The following is a 22238-nucleotide window of genomic DNA, read 5'->3' as shown; positions in this document are numbered from 1 at the left end:
GCAACGCCGGCAGCAGGGTCACAGCGACGAGGACGGCGATCAACACGGTGAACGCGGTGGCGAAGCCCATCGCCGTGAGGAACGGGATGCCGACGACGGCGAGTCCGGAGATGGCGATCACCACGGTCCCGCCGGCGAACACGACGGCGGAGCCGGCGGTCGCATTGGCGCGAGCGGCAGACTCCTCGACGCTCAGACCCTCGGAGAGGTTCTGGCGATGCCGGGTGACGATGAACAGGGCGTAGTCGATGCCCACGGCGAGGCCGATCATGGTGGCCAAGGTGGGAGCGGTCGACGAGAGATCGATGAACGCCGAGGCGAGCGTGATGCTCGTGAGTCCGATCCCGAGACCGAGAATGGCCGTCAACAGGGGCAAGCCCATCGCGAGCACCGAGCCGAATGCGAAGAGCAACACGACGACGGCGACGGCCATGCCGATCAGCTCCGACGTCGGGGGATGCTGCTCGGGGTTGCCGGTGATGACTTCACCGCCGTACTCGACCTGGACTCCGGCCGACTCGGCGATGGCGCCGGTCTCCTCGAGGAGTTCGGCTCCCTCGAGACCGACATCGGTGGTCTCCAGGCTGTAGCGGATGTCGGCGTAGCCGATCGATCCGTCCTCGCTGAGCGTGCCCGTCTCGAACGGGTCCGTCACCATGATGACGCCGTCGAGTCCAGCGGCCTCGGCGAGCGATGCGTCGACAGCATCGGCGGAGTCGGCCAGCGGCGTCTCGTCCTCGGTGGCGAAGACGATCTGCGCCGAGGTACCGGACTGGGCCGGGAAGCGCTCGTCGAGGAGGTCGAAGGCCTCCTGGGACTCGGTGCCCGGGATCGTGAACGCGTCGCTCGTCTCGGTGTTGGCGACTTGGGAGCCGACGGCGATTGCGACGAACAAGCCGAGCCAGGTCGCGAGCATCGCCTTGCGATGCTGGACGGCGAACCGTCCGAGCTTGTAGAAGAACGTGGACATCAGGAGGACTCCTCGACGAGTGGAATGGGGGGTGACCGCCGGGGAGACGCCCCGAACCCGAACCATTCAGCCGCGCGAGGCTCAAAGAATCCTGAGAACCGACCCGAAAGCGGCTGAGAATGCTCCGAGCCCGCGTTCGGGCAACTCCCAGTCGATTCTCGGGAAACTCTGAGCAATGTGTGGTTGGATCGCGAGCGTGGATGAGAACGACGTCGCGCCGAAGCGCAGGATCCTGGTCGTCGACGACGAGGAGTACATCACGGACCTGCTCTCCACGTCCTTGCGATTCCAGGGATTCGAGGTCGCGACCGCTGCCGCCGGCTTCGACGCCCTGTCCACGGCCGCATCGTTCAATCCGGAGCTGATCATGCTCGACGTGAACATGCCCGACATCGACGGTTTCGAGGTCTGTCGACGCCTGCGCGCCGACGGCGATCTCACCCCGGTCATCTTCCTCACGGCCAAGGACACCAAGGACGACATGCTGTCCGGGTTCACCAAGGGCGGCGACGACTACATGACCAAGCCGTTCAGCCTCGAGGAAGTGGTCGCTCGGATCAACGCCGTCCTGCGGCGGACGGGTGCCGCCCCCGCCGAGACCCGAGTTCACCAGTACGCGGACCTCGTCATGGACGAGGACTCCCATCGCGCGACCCGCGCGGGTGACGTCGTCGACCTGTCTCCCACCGAATGGAAGCTCCTGCGCTACCTGTTGATGAACGCCGAGCGGGTGTTGTCGAAATCGCAGATCCTCGACCACGTGTGGCAGTACGACTTCGGCGGAGATGCGAGTTCGGTCGAGACGTACATCAGCTATCTCCGCAAGAAGGTCGACGACGTCGAGCCCAAGCTCATCCACACGGTCCGCGGCGTCGGCTACACGATCCGCACCGAGGGCTGATCGATGACCCGACGACGCGCCCTGCTGCTCGTCTTCGGCGCGCTCGTCGTCGTCTTCGTGGTCTGCGCGATCCTCACGATCAACGGCGCGCGGAACCAGCTCATCGACGACATCGACGACCGGTTGGCCAACGAACTCGACCTGAACCAGCAGTTCTACAACTCCTTCACCCTCGACGCGCTCGACGCCATCGTGATCCGGGAGAACCCGCTGGCGACGATCATCGTCGACGAACTCGGCCAGCCCGAGCTCGAGATCCTCGCCGGTGACGTGAACGACCCCGTCCCGGCCCCCGACCTTCCGCCCAGCCGGATCATCGATCGGCTCGACGCCACGTTCACCGTCGACGGCACCGACGGCGGTCCCAACTACCGGGTCACGGTCGGGCGGCTCGACGACGGCCGGTACCTCGCGCTCGCCGCTCCACTCGACGAAGTCCGCAACACGCTCACCGCGCTCGGTCGGACGTTGCTCGTCACGCTTTTCCTGATGATGGCGGTACTTGGAGCGATCTTCTGGTTCCTGCTCCGCGCGAGCCTGCGTCCGTACGACGAGCTCGTGGACACCGCCGAAGCGATCGCCGAGGGCGACATGGGCCGACGGGCGATCCAGACGACGCCCAATCCGGAGATCGAACGGCTCACCAACTCCCTCAACACGATGCTCGACCGGTTGCAGGTCTCGTTCGAGGAGCGGCGTGACGCCGAGGACCGCGTCAAACGGTTCGCCGCCGATGCGTCACACGAACTGCGCACCCCGATCAGCACGATTGCCGGCTACTCCGAGGTGTACCTCTCGGGGGCGGCCACCGACACCGCATCGGTCGACAAGCAGATGTCCCGGATCCACAGCGAGGCCAACCGAATGGGCCGACTCGTCAACGACCTCCTCACCCTCGCCCGTCTCGACCAGGGTCGCAGCCTCCGCTTCGAGCCGGTCGACCTGAACTCGGTCATCGCCGACGCGGTGTCCGACGACAAGGTGATCGACCCGACACACTCACTCCGCTTCACGCCCTCGACGACCTCCGGGGCCGAGATCGTCGGAGACGCCGACGCGCTCCTCCAGGTGTTCGTCAATCTGATCGCCAACACCCGAGTGCACGCTTCGGGCTCGCACGCCGAGATCACGGTGACGTGCGACAAGCACGACGTCACGGTGATCGTCTCCGACGACGGACCCGGGATGACACCCGAGGTCGCCGATCACATCTTCGACCGCTTCTACCGGGCCGAGGAGTCACGAACGTCGAGCGTGCGGAGTTCGGGGCTCGGCTTGTCGATCGTCGCCGCGATCGTCGAGGCCCACGGAGGCACGATCGGAGTCGAGACGGATCTCGGTACCGGCACGACCTTCACCGTCACGCTTCCCACCGCGCCGACGGGTTGGATCTGACCCACTCCGTCAAACACGTGCCGAGCGTCGCTCAGCCGATCGCCTTCATGAACGACCACAGGTGGCCTTCGGGGTCGACGGCGCTGTACTCGCGGTATCCGTACGGTTGGTCGACGGGTTCGTAGCGCACGTTCGCGCCGTGCTCGACGGCGTGGCGATGATGTGCGTCGACATCTTCGACCATGATCGCCATCGTTGCGCTGGCGCCGCCGAGATGCTGCGGTGAGGCCAGCCCGAACTCCTCGGACTCCGGGTGCAGCCAGAGCTCGCCGTCGCCGGCCTGGATGGCGGCGTGGACGGCTCGACCGTCCTCGTCACGGGTGATCTCGCCCGGCCCGAAGCCGTACACGTTGGTGAGGTGGTCGAACGCCGCGGCGATGTCGGCGTAGACGATGATCGAGAGCCGTCGCTCGAGTGTGGGCTGGGTCATGTTCATGTCCTCCAGGAGGTCGAGGAGATCACCGGATGTGTCTCCGTTGTCATCGAGGTGATCGACGAGTTGGGTGAGTCGGTTCTGCTGTCGATGCTGCGCAGCGAGGGTGGTCTCGAGCGACGCGACATGGTCCTGCATCAGATCGCGCAGCCCCGATGCATCGTCGTCCAGACCCGACCGGACGGCGTCGAGCGAGAGGCCGAGCGAGCGGAGCACCGAGATGCGGTAGAGGCGTTCGATCTGGTCGGGCCCGTAGAGCCGATACCCGGCATCGGTTCGCCCGGTCGGCGCGACGAGCCCGATCTCCTCGTAGTAGCGCAGCGTGCGCACCGTCATTCCACTCCGTGCGGCGACTTCACCGATTCGCATCTCCGTGTTGCCTGGCGACCTCGTCATGTCGCCGACGGTACGGCATCACGCGACGTGAGGGTCAAGAGCGAACTGCGACGACGGACCCGAGATGCGGGACTTCAGGTGCCGGCTTCGTCGCCGTCCGGGTCGGTGATGACGATGCTGCTCTCCTCGGGATCCTGGCCGACGCCGATCAGCCCGCGCACGGCGTAGAACAGCATCAGAATCGTCGAGATGAAGATTCCGCCGGTCACCGATCCCCCGAGCAGAATTGCGTAGTACACCCACAGGTACCACCCTCGCTCGACGTCCGCCTCGCCCAGCGGAAAGCTCAGGAACATGAGCAGCATCACCGAGCTGACGATGACGGCCGTCGTCATCATCGAGATCTCCTGGATGCGGCGGTAGTGGCTCCGCCGGAAGTCCATGTCGTGGGAGATCGAGAAGGTGATCAGGGTCAGCATCAACGCGAGGATCGTGGCACCGCCGGCCACGTAGGCCGATGCCGCGAAGCGAACGGTCGGGAGGACGGCGTCGAGGAGCCGGCGGGCCTCGAAGGCGCTCGCCGTCCCGACGACGACCATGCCACCGAAGCCGATCACCCCGGCCGCCACGCCACCCATCGCCGCCCACCGCAGGTCGTCACGCCGCGTGGGTTCGTCCGTCGCGTCATCACTCTCGTTCGTCGTCGATGGGTGAGTGTCGGCCATGAGCTGACGCCTGCTTTCGGTGCGGTCGCGACCGATGACCTACCCCGGTCGAGCGATCGGCAAACCAGCTCACACCGGCGGAATCACAACACGGTGCGGGCGACCTCGTTGAGGACTCCGCCGCCATCGCCGTCCGGGACCGCCTGCTCGATCGTCACCTCGGCGTGATCGCCGTCGTACGCCAGCACGCACATGTTGTTGGCGAAGTACGGCCCGGTCGTCATCTCGATCGGAATCGCGTTGGGTCGCGCTCCGGTCAGCCGTCGGAGCAGGGCGCCGATCCGCCGACCGACTCCGGTGAGCGTGAAGCGCATCACTCCTCGCTCGGGCGGGATCAGGGCGTTGCGGATCGGGGAACTCACGACCTGATGCACCCTCGCATCTGACGGGCCGACGGCCACTTTCGCGGTGTAGCTGAAGTGGATGTCTCCCGATGCGATCACCACGGAGGCGGGGTTCTCGCCCGAGTCGTACAGCGTTTCGAGCAGTTCGACGAAGTCCGTGTACGAACGGTCGAAAGCGCTCCAGTCCTCGAGGTCGAGCGACCGGCGGACGCTCTCGGCCCACCGTCCAGCACGCCGGCCCCACGCCCCGTCGCAGACCCGCTCGTTCCAGACCTGGAGGTCGTGGAGTCCGGACGAGATGAACACCGGCAGTGTCGTGGCCAGAACCAGATGTCCGGAGTGTTCGAGTGCTCGGTCCCGGACCCACTCCCACTCGGACTCGTTGACCATCAATCGCCGATCCGCCTCGAGGACCCGTCCGTGGCGACAGTCGATCACGACGATACGAATCTCGCCGACATCGCGGAAGTAGCTGAAGCGGTGATCACCCGGATCGGAGTCGTTCACCTCGCCCGCCCACTGCTCGAGTCGTTCCGATGCATCGTCGACCGCGGTCAACTCGGCGAGCATCCCGTCTGCTCGGATCTCGTCGGGCGAGAGGTTCCCGAGGTGTTGGTAGATCCAGTACGACATCACGCTGCCGACCGCGTGCGGCTCCCACCACGGCTTCTCGTGGGTCTCGGCGATCCACGCCGCCGAGATGTTCCAGTCGTCGATCACGTCGTGGTCGTCGAAGATCATCATCGTCGGCAGGACCGAGAACAGCCACCGTTCGAGCGCCGGCGACCAGGCCTCGTGGTAGAGCCAGCAGTACTCGTCGAAGTTCGCGACGATCTCGGGCGGGAGGTCGCAATCGGAATCACGTCGCCGCTCGATCCGCTCCTTGGTGTTCGGCGACGAATCGTCCGCGTAGATCTGATCGCCGACCAGCAGCACCGCGGACGGCCATTCGGTCGGTTCCTGGTCGACCATCCGGCGGGCGTGCGCCCACAGCGAATCCACGCCGCGACCGCGATCGTCGGTTGCCGCTTCGGACGTGTAGGGCGCCTCGTGTGGAGCGGCTGCCCGACATGAACCGACCAGCATCGACACCCGATCATCGTCACGCCCGGTCGTGCGGATCACGCTCGGCGGGAGCTCGCTGTCGGGCATCGGCCACACCGGTCGGTCGTCGAGGTGCACGTCGTACGGGGTGACCGATCCCGGCTCGAGGCCCTCGACGATCACCAGGGCGTAGTGCTTGTCCCGCACCGTGAAGGTCGATGTCGAACAACCCAGCACCGACACGGTTCCGGGTCGCGCTGTTTCGACCCAGACGGTCGCCTCCGTCGCTCCCACCCACCGCAGCATCGGGCCCAGGATCAGACCGTCCGGCACGGACTCGTCGTCCCCCTCGTCCTCCGCGAGGGATGCCACCTCACGCTCGGTGTCAGCCATCGATCGAGTTCGTCTGCTCGAGCAACATCCCGGAACGATACGCGACCGCACCCGTCCCCGGGCTCGCCGGTGGTCGCCCGTGCCGATCGATGCGCGAATGTGGCTTTACCGACGCTTGATGTTAGGTTCCCCTACTACTCGAAGATCGGCCACCTGCTCACTCCGGTGAGCGTTCCGGTCACCGGCCCGCGAGTACGTCGCTCCACCCCCATCCGGAAGGAAACCCATGACCCCGACCCGAAGAGTTCTCACAGTCACCGCCGCCGCGTCCATCGTCATCGCGATATCGGCGTGCGGTTCGGACGACTCGTCCGCCGACGACGATGCATCCGACGCGGCCGCCACGGACGAGACCACATCCGAGGCGGTCGCCACCGACTCGCCGGTCGCCGACGACGCGTGGACACCGATCACGATCGAAACCGCGCTCGGCACCGCCACCATCGAGGAACAACCCGAGCGTGTCGCCACCGTGAACTGGGCCAACCACGAGGTCCCGCTCGCCCTCGGCGTGGTGCCGGTGGGGATGGCCGCAGCCAACTTCGGCGATGACGACGGAGACGGCCTGCTCCCATGGGTCACCGAGGAACTCGAGGAACTCGGCGCCGAGACGCCGGTGCTGTTCGACGAGACCGACGGCATCGACTTCGAAGCGGTCGCCGACACCGACCCGGACGTGATCCTCGCTGCCTACTCGGGACTCACGCAGGAGGACTTCGACACCCTCAGCGAGATCGCCCCCGTCGTCGCGTACCCGGAAGCCGCATGGGCGACCCCGTGGCGCGAGATCATCGAACTCAACAGCGAGGCGATGGGCATGGCCGAGGAGGGCGATGCGCTGATCGCTGACCTCGAACAGCAGATCGCCGACTCGGTGGCCGAGTACCCACAGATCGAGGGCATGTCGGCGATGTTCGCCGGCCACCTCGACCCGACCGACCTGAGCGAGGTCGGCTTCTACACGAGTCTCGACACCCGCGTGCAGTTCTTCGAGGACCTCGGTCTCGAGATCGCCGACGTCGTGGCGGAGGCATCGGAGGGCTCGGACCAGTTCTCGATGTCGCAGAGCACCGAGCAGATCCAGGTGTTCGACGACGTCGACATCATCGTCGGCTACGGCGACGAGAACGGCGAATTGATCGGCGCCCTGCAGGCCGATCCGCTGGCATCCAAGATCCCGGCCCTCGAGCGGGGTTCGGTGGTGTTCTTCAACGGAAGCACGCCGTTGGCGACGGCGGCGAACCCGACCCCGCTGTCGCTCTCGTGGGTGCTCGACGACTACGTCGCGATGCTCGCCGAGGCCGCCGATCAGGTCGAGTGAACCGGAACAGGTGACCGTTCTCGAACACCGGGCCGAGCCGGATGTCGCTGTCGTGCGGCGTCCGGCTCGGGCGCGCCTGGCGTGGCTCGTCGTCGTGTTCGCCGTGCTCCTCGTCGTGATGGTCGCCTCCGTCGCGATCGGGTCGCGGACGGTCAGCTGGTCGGAGGTCTGGGCCGCGCTCGGCGGCGCTCAGGACACGCTGGGGGAGGCCGCCGTGAGCAAACGAATTCCGCGGACGCTGCTCGCCGTTCTCGTCGGCGCGGCACTCGCGCTCGCGGGTGCCGTGATGCAGGGGGTGACGCGCAACCCTCTCGCCGACCCGGGGATCCTCGGCGTCAACATGGGAGCCTCCCTCGCCGTGGTGGTCGGGATCGCGTACTACCAACTCTCGTCGCCGACGAGCTTCATCTGGGTGGCGATCGCGGGCTCGACGGCCGCGGCGGTGTTCGTATACACCGTCGGCTCTCTCGGTCGCGGCGGGGCCACGCCCTTGAAACTCGCACTTGCCGGCGCCGCGACCTCCGCCGCGTTCGCCTCGCTCGTCAGCGCCGTCGTTCTCGGCCGCAACGACATCGCCGGGGGTGTCACGTCGTGGCAGATCGGCGGCGTCGGTGGGGCCACCTACGAGAAGCTCGGGTACATGCTGCCGTTCCTCGCGGTCGGCTTCGTCATCTGCATGCTGTCGGCCCGGGGACTCAACTCGTTGGCTCTCGGTGACGAACTCGCCGCCGGTCTCGGCCAGAACGTCGCGCTCACACGCGCGGTGGCGGCGCTCGGTGCCGTGATCCTGTGTGGCGCGTCGACGGCGATCGCAGGACCGATCGCGTTCGTCGGGCTCGTGGTCCCCCACGCCGTTCGGTTGATCTTCGGCGCCGACCACCGTTGGGTTCTCCCGATGTCGGCGGTCGTCGGTGCAACGCTGCTGACCGCCGGCGACGTCGTCGGCCGAGTCATCGCGCGCCCACAGGAGATCGACGTCGGGATCATCACAGCCCTGCTCGGAGCACCGGTGTTCATCTACATCGTGCGCCGCCAGAAGGTACGCGAGCTGTGAGCCTCGATTCCCTCGACCCGCTCGTCGTCGACCGCGGACACCCGGGCGGGGACGTCGTGGCGATCGCCGAATCGGTCGCCCGGAGCCGGGATCGCCGGTCGACCCGTCGCCGCGTCGTGATCACCACCCTCGCGTTCGGCGTGATCGTCGCGTTCGCGGTCACGCTGATGATCGGCAACACCGTCTACTCACCGGGGGAGGTGTTCCGCGTCATCCTCGGCCAGGAGGTACCGGGCGCGACGTTCACCGTCGGGAGGCTGCGCTTGCCGCGTGGAGTCCTCGCCGTCGCCGCCGGCGCATGTTTCGGCCTGGGCGGCGTGACGTTCCAGACGATGCTCCGCAACCCGCTGGCGAGCCCCGACATCATCGGAATCACGTCGGGTGCCGGTGCCGCGGCCGCGTTCGCGATCGTGATGCTGTCGTTGAGCGAGACCCAGGTGTCGATGTTCGCGATCGCCGCCGGACTCGGGGTCGCGCTCCTCGTGTACACGCTGTCGTTCAAGGACGGCGTCGTCGGCACCCGCTTGATCCTGATCGGGATCGGGATCGCCGCGATGCTCAACAGCGTCACCGCCTACGTCCTGTCGCAGGCCGCCGAGTGGGACCTGCAGCAGGCGTCCCGGTGGCTGGCGGGCAGCCTCAACGGCTCGACCTGGAACGACACCGTGCCGGTGCTCATGGCGATGATCGTGCTCGTTCCCGTCCTGCTCGTCCAGGCACGAAACCTCACGATGACCCAGCTCGGAGACGACACCGCTGGCGCCCTCGGGGTCCGCGTCGAACGCACTCGGATCATCGCCATCGTCGCCGCTGTCGGGCTGATCGCGTTCGCCACGGCAGCGTGCGGGCCCATCGCGTTCGTCGCCTTCCTGTCCGGTCCGATCGCGGCACGCATCGTCGGGACCACCGGATCGCTGCTGATTCCATCCGCGCTCGTCGGTGCTCTGCTCGTCCAGGTGGCCGACCTCTGCGGACAGTTCGCGTTCGACACGAGGTACCCGGTCGGCGTCATCACCGGCGTGCTCGGCGCCCCCTATCTCATCTACCTGATCATCCGCACCAACCGCGCCGGAGGCTCGATGTGACCACCACCCACTCCCTCGAAGTCGTCGACCTCCGTCTCGGCTACGGCGATCGCGAGGTGATCGACAGCCTCGATCTGGTCGTTCCGCCCGGCCGGGTGACGGCGATCGTCGGCCCCAATGCATGCGGCAAGTCGACGTTGCTGCGGTCGATGTCCAGGTTGCTCACACCGAAGCGCGGCCAGGTGTTGCTCGACGGCGAGCAGGTACACCGACTTCCCGCCAAGGAGGTGGCGCGCACGCTCGGGCTGCTGCCGCAGTCGCCGATCGCTCCGGAGGGGATCACCGTCGCCGATCTCGTCGGCCGCGGTCGGCATCCGCATCAGTCGATCTTCTCCCGGTGGAGCACGGACGACGACATCGCCGTGGCCGCTGCGCTCCAGGCGACCGAGACGGTCGACCTGGCCGACCGTCCCGTGGACGAGCTGTCCGGCGGTCAACGCCAACGGGTGTGGATCGCGATGTCGCTCGCTCAACAGACCGACCTGTTGCTCCTCGACGAGCCGACGACGTTCCTCGACGTGAGCCATCAGATCGAGGTGCTCGACCTGCTGACCGACCTCAACCGCGTCCGCGGGACCACGGTCGTGATGGTTCTCCACGACCTGAACATGGCCGCCCGCTACGCCGACCATCTGATCGCGCTGACCGGCGGTCGCCTCCACGCCGCGGGAGAGCCTCGCGAGGTTCTCACGGAAGACACCATCCGAGCCGTGTTCGGACTCGACAGCCAGGTGATCATGGACCCGACATCTGGTAAGCCATTGATGCTGCCGATGGGCCGACATCACATGAACACCTCGCTCCCCAGCAGGCGGTTCGACGAGGTTGCGAACGCACATTGGGCGCCGATTTCGGAAACGCCGCAACGAGAGGACAACCACCGTGGACGATGAGAACCTGATCACCGATCGCGCCCAGCTGCGCACCGTCTACCGAGAGCCGGGACAGCCCGTTCTCGACAAGGTGATCGACCACGTCGACGACGGGGCGGCCGGTTTCATCGCCCGCTCCCCCTTCATCGTGCTGGCCACATCGACGGAAGGGCGCGCCGACTCGTCACCGCGTGGCGGTCCTCCGGGGTTCGTGCGCGTGCTCGACGAACACCGACTCGCCTGGGGCGACCTCACGGGCAACAACCGCCTCGACTCGTTCGGCAACATCGTCGCCCAGCCGAGCATCGGGATGCTGTTCATCGTGCCCGGTGTCCTGGAGACGCTGCGGCTGTCCGGTTCGGCCGCGCTCGTCCGGGATCCAGCGATCCTCCAGGCCTGCGCGATCGACGAGCGCCTCCCGAAGACGGCCGTGGTCGTGACCGTCGACGAGTGCTACATCCAGTGCGGCGCGGCCCTGCGACGCAGTGGGATGTGGGATGCGACCACGTGGCCCGACGACGAGTCCCGTCCGTCCGGGGCGGCGATCCTCCGGGACCACCTCGGTGTCGAGACACCCGCCGCGGACATCGAGGCCGGTCTCAACGAGTACTACGACAACCACATCTGGGTCGCCGGAGGTCGCGACGACTGAGTCGAGCGAACCTCCGGATGGTGACGTTCGGTGCGTCGGACGTCAACCGGCGGGTCCGATCGGGCGGTCACCGGCGATGCTGATGCGGTCCATCACCCGCCGCTGCGGGTGGTAGTCGCTCGAGGCGTAGTGCTGCGTGGCGCGGTTGTCCCAGAACGCGACCGCGCCGGGCGTCCAGCGGAACCGGACCTGGTACTCGGCGCGGGTCATCTGGCGGTACAGGATCGCCAGGAGTTCGTCGCTCTCGGCGGCATCGACTCCGACGATGTGCTGGGTGAAGATCGGATTCACGAAGATCGTCCGACGGCCGGTCTCGGGATGGACCCGCACGATCGGGTGCTCGACGGGCGGGAACTGCTCGGCGAGCATCTGCACGGCGTCGTCGGGCATCGTCCGCCCGAACGAGAAGCGCCAGTCGTGGACCGCGCTGCGTCCGTCGATGCGTGCCTTGACGTCGTCGGCCAGTCCGTCGTACGCGGCGCCGGCATCGGCCCACAACGTGTCGCCACCGACGTCGGGGACCTCGACGGCGCGGAGCACCGCACCGAACGCCGGGGTCAGGTTCCAGGTGATGTCGGTGTGCCACTCGTTCTCGTATCCACCGGTCACGGCGTCCTTGGCGAGGGTGACGACGTCGACATCGGTCTGGCCGGGCTGCACGTACTTGAAGAACGGGTGCTGTTCGAGCTCGCCCCAGTGTTCGGCGAATCGCCGGTGCTGATCCCGGTCGATGTCCTGGTCGCGGAAGAACAGCACCTTCCACTCGAGCAGCGCCTGGCGAAGTTCGGCCCATGTCTCGTCGTCGATGTCGGAACCGAGATCGATGCCGTCGATCTCGGCGCCGATCGTCGGCGTGCACGGGCGGATCGTGAGCCGTCGGTACTCGCGGTGCTCGAACGTGTCGGGGACGCGCGGGAAGACGCGGGGCCCCATGTCGAGGATCGATGTCATCGTTGTTCTCCGTTCAGCAGGGTTTCGGGAATGTGGGTTCGGTCGAGGAGTTCGAGCGTCTGCTTCGACGACGGTTGATCGACGATCGCGGCGGCCACGTCGACGAGATCGCTCAGCACGACCTCGATCGGCAGGGCGGAGCCGCGGTCGCCATCGCGTCGGATCTCGAAGTCGGCCAAGCTGCCCACGGCCGTGGCGAATGCGCTCTGCACACGCCGACGGCGCAGCGAGTCGGGCAGGTGGGCGAGATGCGCGATCAGACGATCGTTGGTCACCCGAAAGGTGCGACCCTCCACGCTGCGCTCGACGATCGTGGCGACGTGGGGATCGGACATGCAGCGGTACAGGAACCGCGCCCAGCAGCTGTCGGGATCCCCGATACAACGCTCGGCGAACGGCACGATCAGCGCCTCGACCAACCGGCGGGTCGACGGGTCGGACTCTCGATCGATCACATCGAGCAGTTCCTCGCGTCGTCGAGCGACCTCGGCCATCCGAGTGGCCAGGATCGCCTCCACGAGGCCGTCCCAGGTCCCGAAGTGGTACGTGATCGCCGCTTTGTTGCGCTGGCCCGCGGCGACGAGCACCTCGCGTGCCGACACCGATGCCAGACCGCGTTCGGCGATCAGACGTTCCGCTGCATCGATCATCCGACCTTTCGCCAGCTCGGATCGAGAGTCGGTCGGTGCCACGTCTGCATCTTAAGGCATACTCCTTACATTGCAAGGAGACTTCCCGTCGGCCGTGACAGTGGGCCATTCCGACCATGTACGGTCGGCCGTCGGGGGTTCCGCAACGAGCGACTCTGGGGGTCGGACATGTACGCAGCACAACACGCGATCGAGCATCCGGATCAGCCGGCGTTCATCATGGCGTCGACCGGTGAGGCGGTCAGCTACCGCGACTTCGAGGCGCGCAGCAATCAGCTCGCGCACCTGCTGAATTCGCACGGCCTCGGCCCGCGCGATCACTACTCGATCTTCATGGAGAACAACGACCGCTACTTCGAGGCGTGCGCCGCGGGAGAGCGATCCGGGATGTACTACACGTGCATCAACTCGTATCTCACGGCTGACGAGATGAGGTACATCGTCGACAACTCCGAGTCCCAGGTCCTGATCACGTCGACCGCGAAGTTGCCGGTGGTCATGGAAGCTCTGCCGAGCCTCGACCACGTGTCGCTGATCCTCGTCGTCGGTGGCGCACCCGACGGCGCCGACGACCGACTGCAGGACTACGCGAGTGCGATCGCCGACCAGCCGACCGGGGCGCTCGAGCACGAATTGCTCGGAACCGCGATGCTCTACTCATCGGGCACGACGGGCCGGCCGAAGGGCATCATCCGCCCGCTCCCCGAGCAGCATCCGTCGGAACAACTTCCACTGTTCGGGTTCCTCGCGAATCTGTGGCACTACCGCGACGGAATGATCTACCTGTCGCCCGCGCCGCTGTATCACTCCGCTCCGCAGGCTGCGGTCAACCTCACGATCCGACAAGGCGGGACCGTGATCGTCATGGAGCGGTTCGACCCGATCGACTACCTCCGCCTGATCGAGCGATACCAGGTGACGCACAGCCAACTCGTGCCCACCATGTTCAGCCGGATGCTGAAGCTGCCGGTCGATGATCGCGAGCGGTTCGATCTCTCCTCCCTCGAGTTCGCGGTGCACGCCGCCGCGCCGTGCCCCGTCCGGGTGAAGGAGCAGATGATCGACTGGTGGGGTCCGATCATCCACGAGTACTACGGAGCGACCGAGGGGCTCGGCTTCTCGGCGTGCAACAGCGAGGAGTGGCTCGCACACAAGGGCACCGTCGGCAAGATCGTGCTCGGCGAGGTGTTCGTCGCCGACGACGACATGAACGAGATGCCGACCGGCACTCCCGGGACCCTGTGGTTCAAGTCCGGAACCGACTTCCAGTACCACAACGATCCGGACAAGACCGCCGAGTCGACGTCGGGTGACGGAACGATGACCACGGTCAACGACGTCGGGTACGTCGACGAGGACAACTTCTTGTACCTCACCGATCGCAAGACGTTCATGATCATCTCGGGCGGCGTGAACATCTATCCCCAGGAGACCGAGAATCTGCTGATCACCCACCCGAAGGTGGCCGACGCAGCCGTGTTCGGAGTGCCGAACGAAGATCTGGGCGAAGAGGTCAAGGCCGTCGTGCAGCCGATGCCCGGCATCGAACACGACGACGCGCTGGCACGCGAACTGATCGAGTTCTGCAGCGAGCACCTGGCGCGCCAGAAGGTGCCGCGCTCGATCGACTTCGACGCCGGTCTCCCCCGACTCCCCACCGGCAAGCTCTACAAGCGCATCCTCCGCGACCGCTACTGGGCCGACGGCGCCAGCAACATCGTCTAGTCCCGCACCCGTGTGCCGTCCTCGGTGTTGGACGACACGCGGAACACCGGCGGACGCTCGCGGCTGCCTATCGTCTCCGGTCGTGAAGATTCCCACTGCACCCATCGTCGCTGCCGGACTGATCGGCGGGTACCTCATCGCTCGCGAGACCGGGAACCGCCCACTCGGCGGTGCCGTGTTGGCCGGTGCGGGAGTGATCGCCGGGAGGCAATGGGTCCGCACCACGGGCCCCGTCGGCGCGGTTGCGCTCTCGGCGGTCTACGTCGGCAGCTTCGGTGCGTCGCACCCGCTGGCGAAGCAGATCGGAGCGTGGCCTGCGGTCATGAGCGCTGCCTCGGCGAGTGCCGTGACCTCCTGGCTCGTCTCCGATCGCCGCGCCTGACCGTCGCGACCGCAGCGCCGTGGACGATCCCTTGGCAACGGTTCAACAAGCGAGCTGCACGTCGCCGAGCGGGCCGATCGTCCGACGAATGAGGGGAACACCGGGGCGGTAGGCGAGGTGGTGGTGTGTCGGCGCGTCGAGGATGACGGCATGTCCGGCTGACCCAGGCGCGAGTCGGCCGACATCGGTTCGTTGCAGCGCCGCTGCGCCGCCGATCGTGACCGCCTGGATCGCTTCGTCGATGGTCATGTTCATCTCGCGCACGGCGAGAGCGATGCAGAACGAGATCGAGGTCGTGTAGCTGGATCCGGGGTTGCAGTTCGATGCGAGCGCCACCGTGGCGCCGGCCTCGATCACCCGTCGGGCATCCGCGTACGGCTGACGCGTCGAGAAGTCAGCGGCCGGCAAGAACGTGGCGACGGTGTCGCTTCCCGCGAGCGATTCGATGTCGCGATCGGTGAGGTAGGTGCAGTGGTCGACCGAGGCGCAGCCGCACTCGACGGCCAGCTGCACGCCGGGCCCGTGGCCGAGTTGGTTGCCGTGGAGGCGGAGCCCGAGCCCGGCAGCTCGGCCGGCCTCCAGGACGGCGCGTGATTGGTCGACGTCGAACGCGCCGACCTCGCAGAACGCATCGATCCACTTCGAGTGCGGTGCGGCGGCGTCGAGCATCTCGTTGCAGACGAGGTGGATGTAGTCGTCGGGACGGCCTGCGAACTCCGCCGGAAGCAGGTGCGCCCCCAGGTAGGTCGTCTCGGTGGTGTGCGCCTGTGCGATCTCGACCGAGCGAACCTCGTCGACGACGTTCAGGCCGTATCCGGACTTGATCTCGATCGTGGTGGTTCCCGCACGATGGGCCTCGGCGAGCCGCTGACGGACGAGTCGGTCGAGCTCGTGGGTCGGAGTGCCGCGGGTGGCCTCGGTGGTGACCCTGATGCCTCCGCCGTCGTAGAGCTGACCGGCCATACGCGCCGTGAATTCCTGGGCACGATCGCCGGCGAACACGAGGTGCGTGTGGGAGTCGACGAAGCCCGGCAGCACACAGGCCCCGTCGGCATCGATGCAGACGTCCGCGACCGCGCCAGCGGGTCCGACGTGTTCGACCACGCCACCGACGATGACGACGCTGGCGTCCTCGACGATGCCGAGCGGTCCGCGGCCGGTCTCGGGGTCGTTCGTGATGAGCGAACCGATGTTGTCGATCACCAGCGATCGGGGCTCCGTCGGCGTTGTCGATGGTGCGACGTCGGTCGGGTCAGTCATCGTCCATCAACTCCGTGATGCACGCATCGAGTTCGCGGGTGACGTCGACCGTTGCGTGGTGTCGGTCCTGGACCAGGTGACGACCGTCGACGAACACGTCCGTCACGTCACTCGCTGTTGCAGCGAAGACCGTCGTCTCGACGACAGCCGTCGATGGTGTCCCGGCGGTCCGTACGGAGTCGAGCGCGACGGTGACGAGGTCGGCGCGCTGACCGACGGCGATCGTGCCCGCATCGTCCCAGCCGAGGCCGCGGTGCCCGTTCGCGGTCGCCATCGTCAACAGGTCGGCGGCTGTGTGTGTGCCTCGCCGGCGGCTGCGGAGTCGCTCGTCGAGTTCGACGGCACGGGCTTCTTCGAAGAGGTCGATGACGGCGTGCGAGTCGGAACCGAGCGCGATGGTGACATTCTCGTCGGCGAGGGCGGCGGTGGGTCCGATGCCGTCGCCGAGGTCCCGTTCGGTGGTCGGACACATGACGACCGTCGCGCCAGCGGCGCCGAGCAGCTTCAGGTCGTCGGCCTCGAGTTGCGTTGCATGAACGGCCGAGAAGCGATCGGTGAGCACGCCGGCCTCCGACAGCAGGCGAACCGGCGTGACCCCGTGATGATCTCGACACGCCTCGTTCTCGGCGACCTGTTCCGACACGTGCGCGTGGAGCGGCATCTGATGTGCTCCGGTCCACTCACCGACCACCTGCGCGGCTCGCGGGTCGACCGCGCGAACGGAATGGATCGCTCCCCCGAGTCGGTGCGTACCGCTCGCAGCCAGATCCTCGATCCGCTGGATCCATGCTTCCGCTGAGCCGTCGCTGAATCGGCGCTGCGCATCGGCGGGCGCGGCATACCCATCGGGGCCGAGACCGCCGTGGAGGTAGAGGGTGTCGAGCAGTGTCAGGCGGATCCCGGCTTCGTCGGCGGCCGCGAGCATCGCCTCGCCCATCGCATTCGGATCGGCGTACGGGGTCCCGTCGGGTTGGTGGTGGAGGTAGTGGAATTCGCCGACGCACGTGACCCCGGCGAGCGCCATCTCGGCGAAGACCGCCCGGGCAAGGCGGTGGGAGGAGTCCGGCGTGAGCCGCTCGGCCGCCCGGTACATGAGCTCGCGCCACGTCCAGAACGTGCCGCGATCGGCCTGAGTGCGCGAGCGCAGCGCGCGGTGGAATGCGTGGCTGTGGGCATTGGCGAGGCCGGGGATCGTGAAGCCAGCGAGGCGGGTGGCGCCGGGCGGCGCTGCACCGACATGCGCACCGACGTCGATGGCGGCGAACCGGCCGTCGAGGATCTCGATCGTCACGTCCCGCTGTGGCCGACCATCGACCAGCGCGGATTCGCACCAGACCTGACTCATGATGGCTGCATCACGAACCGACACGCTCCACGAAGGCGGTGATCCGCTCGATGAACGCCGCACGGTGATGTGCCTCGAACTCGTCCCAGGTGGCGATGGTCGACGGGTCGGTGACCTTGTCGATGAACAACACGCCGTCGAGGTGGTCGCACTCGTGCTGCCATGTCCCGGCCGTGAGACCGCGCTTGATCTCGTCGTGTTCGACGCCGTCTCGGTCGAAGTAGCGCACGCGGATGTTGACATGCCTGCGCACCGACCCCCGGAGCGGCACCGACAGACAGCCCTCGTTGATGTCGACCATCTCGTCGTCGAGCGGTTCGATCACCGGGTTGATCGCAACCGTCAACGGGATCCGCGGCTTGTACGGATAGCGAGGGTTGTCGCCGACCTCCATGACCGCGATCCGCAGCCGTTCGTCGATCTGCGTTGCCGCGAGGCCCGCCCCGCTGGCGTGACGCATCGTCTCGATCAGGTCGTCGATCAGCCGCTGCACGTCGGCGCCGGCGATGTCGTCGATCGGTACGTCGTCGGCGACGACGCGCAACGTCGGGTGGCCGATCGAGAGCACGGACCGAACCGTCACGATGCGCCGACCAGCCCCTCGGACCGTGTCCACAGCATCGGGAACAGCGGGTGATCCATCGGGGCGCCGTCGGGGATCTCGGCGACGAGATCGTCGAACGGGGGCGAGGTGGTCCAGCGTCGTGGAGCGTGGACCATGTCGTCGCCGAGGTAGCGCACGGACAGGACACGCCGTCGATTCGCACCGGACACGCCGCCGGCTCCGTGGACAGTGAGCATGTTGAAGAACACCGCATCACCCGGTTCGAGTTCCCAGCCGAGCACTCGCCAGCGGCCCGGCTCGACGGCGTTGTCCGCGTCGAAATCGGGCAGTTCCGCGAGGCTGCCGTCGGGGAACCACTTGGCCTGGTCGTCGAGGAACGTCCGCGGCATGTACCACGGTCCACGGTGCGTGCCGGCGATGAACTCGAGGGTGGCGGAGCGATCGACGGGGTCGACGGGAAACCACATGCTCGCGTTCTGCTCGCCGTCGACGTTGTAGTACGGCTGGTCCTGATGCCACGGGGTGCGCTGCTTCGTGCCGGGCTCCTTGACCAGGACGTGATCGTGATAGAGGCGCGTCGCACGCGAGCCGGTCAGATGCGCCGCGATCTCGGCTCCGGGCGACTCCCGGATGAAGCGTTCCATCGCGGGCAACCGGCTCCAGTTGCAGAAGTCCTCGACGAACGCACCATCGCTGTCCCCGCTCGCCCGCTTCGCCCGGGGCGACAGGTCCGCGAGGTTCTCGTCGATCGCGGTTCGCGCCCCATCGACCTGCTCGGGTGTGAACGCCTGACGGACACACACCGCGCCGTCGGCGTCGTAGTCGCCTTCGATCGTCCACGTGCTCACGGTGTCGCTCCGGCAGCGCCCCGCATCGGAATCGTGACGCCTCGCTCGTCCGCGACCTCGATGGCTCGTTCGTATCCGGCGTCGACGTGACGGATCACTCCCATCGCTGGATCGTTCGTGAGCACGCGTTCCAGCTTCTCATCTGCGAGAGCGGTTCCGTCGGCGAGACTGACTTGCCCAGCGTGCATCGACCGGCCGATGCCGACCCCACCGCCGTGGTGCAGGCTGACCCAGGTGGCACCCGAGCAGGTGTTGACCAGGCCGTTGAGGAGCGGCCAGTCCGCGATCGCGTCGGAGCCGTCGATCATGCCTTCGGTCTCGCGGTAGGGGGAGGCCACCGAACCCGAGTCGAGGTGGTCCCGGCCGATCACGATCGGGGCCGACAGTTCTCCGGAACGCACCATCTCGTTGAATCGCAGACCGAGTCGGTGACGTTCACCGTACCCGAGCCAGCAGATCCGCGCGGGAAGGCCTTGGAACGCGACGCGCTCCCCCGCCAACCTGATCCAGCGGTGCAGGCCCTCGTTGTCGGGGAACTCGTCGAGAACGGCCCGGTCGGTGGCGGCGATGTCGGCCGGGTCACCGGACAACGCGACCCAGCGGAACGGTCCGAGCCCTTCACAGAACAGGGGCCGGATGTAGGCGGGGAGGAAGCCGGGATAGTCGAAGGCGCGTTCGAAGCCGCCGAGCTTCGCTTCGGCGCGCAGGCTGTTGCCGTAGTCGAAGACCTCCGCACCGGCGTCCATGAACCCGACCATCGCCTCGCAGTGTGCTGCCATCGCCGCGCGTGACCGACGGGTGAACTCGGCCGGATCGTTGCGCTTCAACTCGTCGGCAGCCTCGGGGGTGAGGTCGTTGGGCATGTAGCTGAGGGGGTCGTGGGCGCTGGTCTGGTCGGTGACGATGTCGGCGTCAACCTGGTCGGCGAGCAGTCGCGGCACGATGTCGGCGGCGTTGCCGAGCAGGCCGACCGACAGCGGGGTGCGGTTCGCCTTGGCTTCGTGGACCCGGCGCACGGCGGTGATGTAATCGGGCGCGATCTCGTCGAGATAGCGGTGGTCGACGCGGCGTTGCAGCATCCGTTGATCGCAGTCGATGACGAGCACGACGCCGTCGTTCATCGTGACGGCCAGCGGTTGCGCGCCGCCCATGCCACCCGCGCCGGCCGTGATCGTGAGCGTGCCGGCAAGGGTGCCGTTGAAGCGCTTGCGCGCGATCTCGGCGAAGCATTCGTAGGTGCCCTGCAGGATTCCCTGCGTGCCGATGTAGATCCACGATCCGGCGGTCATCTGGCCGTACATCGTGAGGCCCTGGTGTTCGAGGCGGCGGAACTCGTCCCAGTTCGCCCAGTCGGGCACGAGATTCGAGTTCGCGATGATCGCCCGCGGTGCCCACTCGTGCGTACGCATGACGCCGACCGGTTTGCCGGATTGGACGAGCATCGTCTCGTCGCGCTCCAGCGTCTCGAGCGTGCGCAACATCGCCCGGTACGAATCCCAGTTGCGCGCCGCCCGTCCCGTGCCGCCGTACACGACGAGCTCGTCGGGATTCTCGGCGACCTCGGGGTCGAGGTTGTTCTGCAACATCCGATACGCGGCCTCCTGCGGCCAGCCCTTGCAGTTCAGATCGGTCCCGCGTGGCGCGGCGATGTTCGTGACGGGCGTTCCGATCGGACCAAACGAGTTGCTCATGCCTTGCATCCTGCGCGCAGGATCTCTACGATGTCAACCGTTCACATCGATTGTCAATGTGTGACAATCCCGAATCACTGAGGAGGACCGTGGCGACGACCACCACCGCAACCGGGGATGCAACCGCCGACGAGACCGGCGTGCCGCGTTCGATCAACCGCGTCCTCGACCTCTTCGAGATCGTGCTCGCCGAACGCAACTGCAACCTGACCGCGGCAGCAAGCGCAGCTGGGCTCACGCCCACCACCGCGTTGCGCTACCTCCGAGCACTCGAGGCGCGCGGCTACGTCGACCGCGACGAGGCTGGCGACTTCTCCGCCGGCCCGACCATCCTGCGCATCACCGCCTCACTCCGCGGCGGCACCGTGCTCGACCGGCTCGCAGCGACCGCCCAACCCCACCTCGAACGACTCGCGGAGCACACCGGCGAGTCGAGTTACCTCGCGGTGAGCGACGGCCGCACCGGCACCTACATCGCCACCGCCGAGAGCCCGCGCGCGATCCGTCACGTCGGCTGGATCGGCCAGAACGTCACCCTCGACGGCTCGGCACTCGGCGCCGCGCTCGAGGCGCCCGGCACCACCGTCACGCGGACCGGCGCCATCGAAGCCGACATCACCGCGATCAGCCGAGCACTCCCGCCGAACGGGAAGCTCGGACTCGCGATCTCGATCGTCGGACCCGAGCACCGATTCTCCGACGACATACGCGTCGCCCACGACGCTGAGATCTGCGCGACCGTCGACGCACTCACGCACGAACTCCGCACCAACGGAGAGGACTTCACCTCATGACCATCCACCTCGACGGACCCGGCGTCACCATCGCCGATGTCGTCGCCGTCGCCCGTCACGCCGAACCGGTCGAACTCACACCCGCGGCGATCGAACGCATGGCGGCCGCCCGCGCGATCGTCGAACAACTCGCGGAGGGCGCGCCGAAGTACGGCATCTCCACCGGCTTCGGCGCCCTCGCGACCGTGTCGATCCCACCCGAACGTCGGCGCGCCCTCCAGGTCGCGCTCGTCCGCTCCCACGCCGCCGGCATGGGTGACCCGGTGGAGGACGAGGTCGTTCGGGCGATGGTTCTGCTGCGTGCGCGGACCCTCGCGCTCGGCAACAGCGGTGCTCGTCCGCTCGTCGCCCAGGCGATGGTCGACATCCTCAACGCCGACATCACTCCGATCGTTCCCGAGTACGGATCGCTCGGCGCCAGCGGTGACCTCGCGCCGCTCGCGCACGGAGCGCTCGCTCTCCTCGGTGAGGGAGACGTCGTCCACGACGGGCGGGTTCGACC

The 22238-nt window shown here is 67.2% G+C and carries 22 protein-coding genes; 11 read left to right on the top strand and 11 right to left on the bottom strand.

Annotated features, from left to right (window positions below; genetic code table 11):
• Positions 1-970 (bottom strand): MMPL family transporter (locus WBV89_RS05050; protein WP_423980247.1); only part of this gene is annotated, 970 nt, incomplete at its 3' end.
• Between the two features lie 175 nt (positions 971-1145).
• Here WBV89_RS05050 and WBV89_RS05045 point away from each other — a divergent pair.
• Both WBV89_RS05045 and WBV89_RS05040 read left to right on the top strand, forming a co-directional pair.
• Complete coding sequence (locus WBV89_RS05045) at positions 1146-1871, top strand: response regulator transcription factor (protein WP_423980246.1); 726 nt, start codon at positions 1146-1148, stop codon at positions 1869-1871.
• Between the two features lie 3 nt (positions 1872-1874).
• Positions 1875-3266 (top strand): sensor histidine kinase, encoded by a 1392-nt coding sequence (locus WBV89_RS05040; protein WP_423980245.1) that lies wholly within the window; start codon positions 1875-1877, stop codon positions 3264-3266.
• A 31-nt stretch (positions 3267-3297) separates the two neighbouring features.
• On the opposite strand, the gene WBV89_RS05035 is transcribed toward WBV89_RS05040, so the two are convergent.
• The 3 genes from WBV89_RS05035 to WBV89_RS05025 all read right to left on the bottom strand — a co-directional run bounded on the left by WBV89_RS05035 (position 3298) and on the right by WBV89_RS05025 (position 6541).
• Positions 3298-4095: a MerR family transcriptional regulator gene (locus tag WBV89_RS05035; RefSeq protein ID WP_423980244.1), complete on the bottom strand. Its 798-nt coding sequence runs from the start codon at positions 4093-4095 to the stop codon at positions 3298-3300.
• 74 nt (positions 4096-4169) lie between these two features.
• The gene (locus WBV89_RS05030) at positions 4170-4760 is read right to left on the bottom strand and encodes a hypothetical protein (protein ID WP_423980243.1); all 591 of its coding nucleotides are present in this window, start codon (positions 4758-4760) and stop codon (positions 4170-4172) included.
• 83 nt (positions 4761-4843) lie between these two features.
• A complete protein-coding gene (locus WBV89_RS05025) occupies positions 4844-6541 on the bottom strand; it encodes an alkaline phosphatase family protein (protein ID WP_423980242.1) in 1698 nt (565 codons plus the stop codon).
• Between the two features lie 226 nt (positions 6542-6767).
• On the opposite strand from WBV89_RS05025, the gene WBV89_RS05020 reads away from it, so the two are divergent.
• From WBV89_RS05020 to WBV89_RS05000, 5 genes are read left to right on the top strand one after another with little or no spacing between them, the layout of a single operon-like run.
• Positions 6768-7862 (top strand): iron-siderophore ABC transporter substrate-binding protein, encoded by a 1095-nt coding sequence (locus WBV89_RS05020; protein WP_423980241.1) that lies wholly within the window; start codon positions 6768-6770, stop codon positions 7860-7862.
• A gap of 10 nt (positions 7863-7872) precedes the next feature.
• Positions 7873-8916 carry a FecCD family ABC transporter permease gene (locus tag WBV89_RS05015; protein WP_423980240.1) on the top strand — a complete coding sequence of 348 codons (1044 nt, stop codon included), beginning with the start codon at positions 7873-7875 and terminating at the stop codon, positions 8914-8916.
• A 56-nt stretch (positions 8917-8972) separates the two neighbouring features.
• Positions 8973-10001 carry a FecCD family ABC transporter permease gene (locus WBV89_RS05010; protein WP_423980248.1) on the top strand — a complete coding sequence of 343 codons (1029 nt, stop codon included), beginning with the start codon at positions 8973-8975 and terminating at the stop codon, positions 9999-10001.
• A complete protein-coding gene (locus WBV89_RS05005; RefSeq protein ID WP_423980239.1) occupies positions 9998-10894 on the top strand; it encodes an ABC transporter ATP-binding protein in 897 nt (298 codons plus the stop codon). Before WBV89_RS05010 ends, WBV89_RS05005 begins: the two co-directional genes overlap by 4 nt.
• Entirely contained in the window at positions 10884-11525 is a 642-nt protein-coding gene (locus WBV89_RS05000; protein ID WP_423980238.1) for an MSMEG_1061 family FMN-dependent PPOX-type flavoprotein, read from the top strand. Before WBV89_RS05005 ends, WBV89_RS05000 begins: the two co-directional genes overlap by 11 nt.
• 42 nt (positions 11526-11567) lie before the next feature.
• Here the strand turns inward: WBV89_RS05000 and WBV89_RS04995 are convergent, their stop codons facing one another.
• The gene (locus WBV89_RS04995; protein ID WP_423980237.1) at positions 11568-12476 is read right to left on the bottom strand and encodes a TauD/TfdA dioxygenase family protein; all 909 of its coding nucleotides are present in this window, start codon (positions 12474-12476) and stop codon (positions 11568-11570) included.
• Positions 12473-13168 (bottom strand): TetR/AcrR family transcriptional regulator, encoded by a 696-nt coding sequence (locus WBV89_RS04990; protein WP_423980236.1) that lies wholly within the window; start codon positions 13166-13168, stop codon positions 12473-12475. The genes WBV89_RS04995 and WBV89_RS04990 overlap by 4 nt, the downstream gene beginning before the upstream one ends.
• A gap of 126 nt (positions 13169-13294) precedes the next feature.
• On the opposite strand from WBV89_RS04990, the gene WBV89_RS04985 reads away from it, so the two are divergent.
• Positions 13295-14851, top strand: coding sequence for an AMP-binding protein (locus tag WBV89_RS04985; RefSeq protein WP_423980235.1), 1557 nt, complete (start codon positions 13295-13297; stop codon positions 14849-14851).
• A gap of 82 nt (positions 14852-14933) precedes the next feature.
• Positions 14934-15233 carry a hypothetical protein gene (locus WBV89_RS04980; RefSeq protein ID WP_423980234.1) on the top strand — a complete coding sequence of 100 codons (300 nt, stop codon included), beginning with the start codon at positions 14934-14936 and terminating at the stop codon, positions 15231-15233.
• Positions 15234-15275: 42 nt separating this feature from the next.
• Here WBV89_RS04980 and hutI read toward each other — a convergent pair whose 3' ends face one another.
• The 5 genes from hutI to hutU are packed head-to-tail and all read right to left on the bottom strand — an operon-like array spanning position 15276 to position 20942.
• Positions 15276-16493, bottom strand: a complete 1218-nt coding sequence (gene hutI / locus WBV89_RS04975) for an imidazolonepropionase (protein ID WP_423980233.1) — start codon at positions 16491-16493, stop codon at positions 15276-15278.
• Positions 16486-17838, bottom strand: coding sequence for a formimidoylglutamate deiminase (locus WBV89_RS04970; RefSeq protein ID WP_423980232.1), 1353 nt, complete (start codon positions 17836-17838; stop codon positions 16486-16488). The genes hutI and WBV89_RS04970 overlap by 8 nt, the downstream gene beginning before the upstream one ends.
• Positions 17839-17848: 10 nt before the next feature.
• A complete protein-coding gene (locus tag WBV89_RS04965; RefSeq protein ID WP_423980231.1) occupies positions 17849-18406 on the bottom strand; it encodes a peptide deformylase in 558 nt (185 codons plus the stop codon).
• An 11-nt stretch (positions 18407-18417) separates the two neighbouring features.
• On the bottom strand, positions 18418-19251 hold the full coding sequence (locus tag WBV89_RS04960) for a phytanoyl-CoA dioxygenase family protein (RefSeq protein WP_423980230.1): 834 nt from the start codon (positions 19249-19251) through the stop codon (positions 18418-18420).
• Complete coding sequence (hutU, locus tag WBV89_RS04955; protein ID WP_423980229.1) at positions 19248-20942, bottom strand: urocanate hydratase; 1695 nt, start codon at positions 20940-20942, stop codon at positions 19248-19250. The genes WBV89_RS04960 and hutU overlap by 4 nt, the downstream gene beginning before the upstream one ends.
• An 89-nt stretch (positions 20943-21031) precedes the next feature.
• On the opposite strand from hutU, the gene WBV89_RS04950 reads away from it, so the two are divergent.
• Together WBV89_RS04950 and WBV89_RS04945 are read left to right on the top strand one after the other, a co-directional pair.
• Positions 21032-21736 (top strand): IclR family transcriptional regulator, encoded by a 705-nt coding sequence (locus WBV89_RS04950; RefSeq protein ID WP_423980228.1) that lies wholly within the window; start codon positions 21032-21034, stop codon positions 21734-21736.
• A partial coding sequence (locus WBV89_RS04945) for an aromatic amino acid lyase (RefSeq protein ID WP_423980227.1) occupies positions 21733-22238 on the top strand: 506 nt, incomplete at its 3' end. The genes WBV89_RS04950 and WBV89_RS04945, both read left to right, overlap by 4 nt.

Origin of the sequence: Ilumatobacter sp. (assembly GCF_049588435.1) — a bacterium.
GTDB lineage: Bacteria > Actinomycetota > Acidimicrobiia > Acidimicrobiales > Ilumatobacteraceae > Ilumatobacter_A.
This window is presented reverse-complemented; position numbering and strand designations above follow the sequence as displayed.

Coding starts and splice junctions, on each gene's coding strand:
- WBV89_RS05045 (WP_423980246.1), top strand. CDS start 1,146: ATGTGTGGTTGGATCGCGAGCGTGGATGAGAACGACGTCGCGCCGAAG.
- WBV89_RS05040 (WP_423980245.1), top strand. CDS start 1,875: ATGACCCGACGACGCGCCCTGCTGCTCGTCTTCGGCGCGCTCGTCGTC.
- WBV89_RS05035 (WP_423980244.1), bottom strand. CDS start 4,095: ATGACGAGGTCGCCAGGCAACACGGAGATGCGAATCGGTGAAGTCGCC.
- WBV89_RS05030 (WP_423980243.1), bottom strand. CDS start 4,760: ATGGCCGACACTCACCCATCGACGACGAACGAGAGTGATGACGCGACG.
- WBV89_RS05025 (WP_423980242.1), bottom strand. CDS start 6,541: ATGGCTGACACCGAGCGTGAGGTGGCATCCCTCGCGGAGGACGAGGGG.
- WBV89_RS05020 (WP_423980241.1), top strand. CDS start 6,768: ATGACCCCGACCCGAAGAGTTCTCACAGTCACCGCCGCCGCGTCCATC.
- WBV89_RS04995 (WP_423980237.1), bottom strand. CDS start 12,476: ATGACATCGATCCTCGACATGGGGCCCCGCGTCTTCCCGCGCGTCCCC.
- WBV89_RS04985 (WP_423980235.1), top strand. CDS start 13,295: ATGTACGCAGCACAACACGCGATCGAGCATCCGGATCAGCCGGCGTTC.
- hutI (WP_423980233.1), bottom strand. CDS start 16,493: ATGACTGACCCGACCGACGTCGCACCATCGACAACGCCGACGGAGCCC.
- WBV89_RS04970 (WP_423980232.1), bottom strand. CDS start 17,838: ATGAGTCAGGTCTGGTGCGAATCCGCGCTGGTCGATGGTCGGCCACAG.
- hutU (WP_423980229.1), bottom strand. CDS start 20,942: ATGAGCAACTCGTTTGGTCCGATCGGAACGCCCGTCACGAACATCGCC.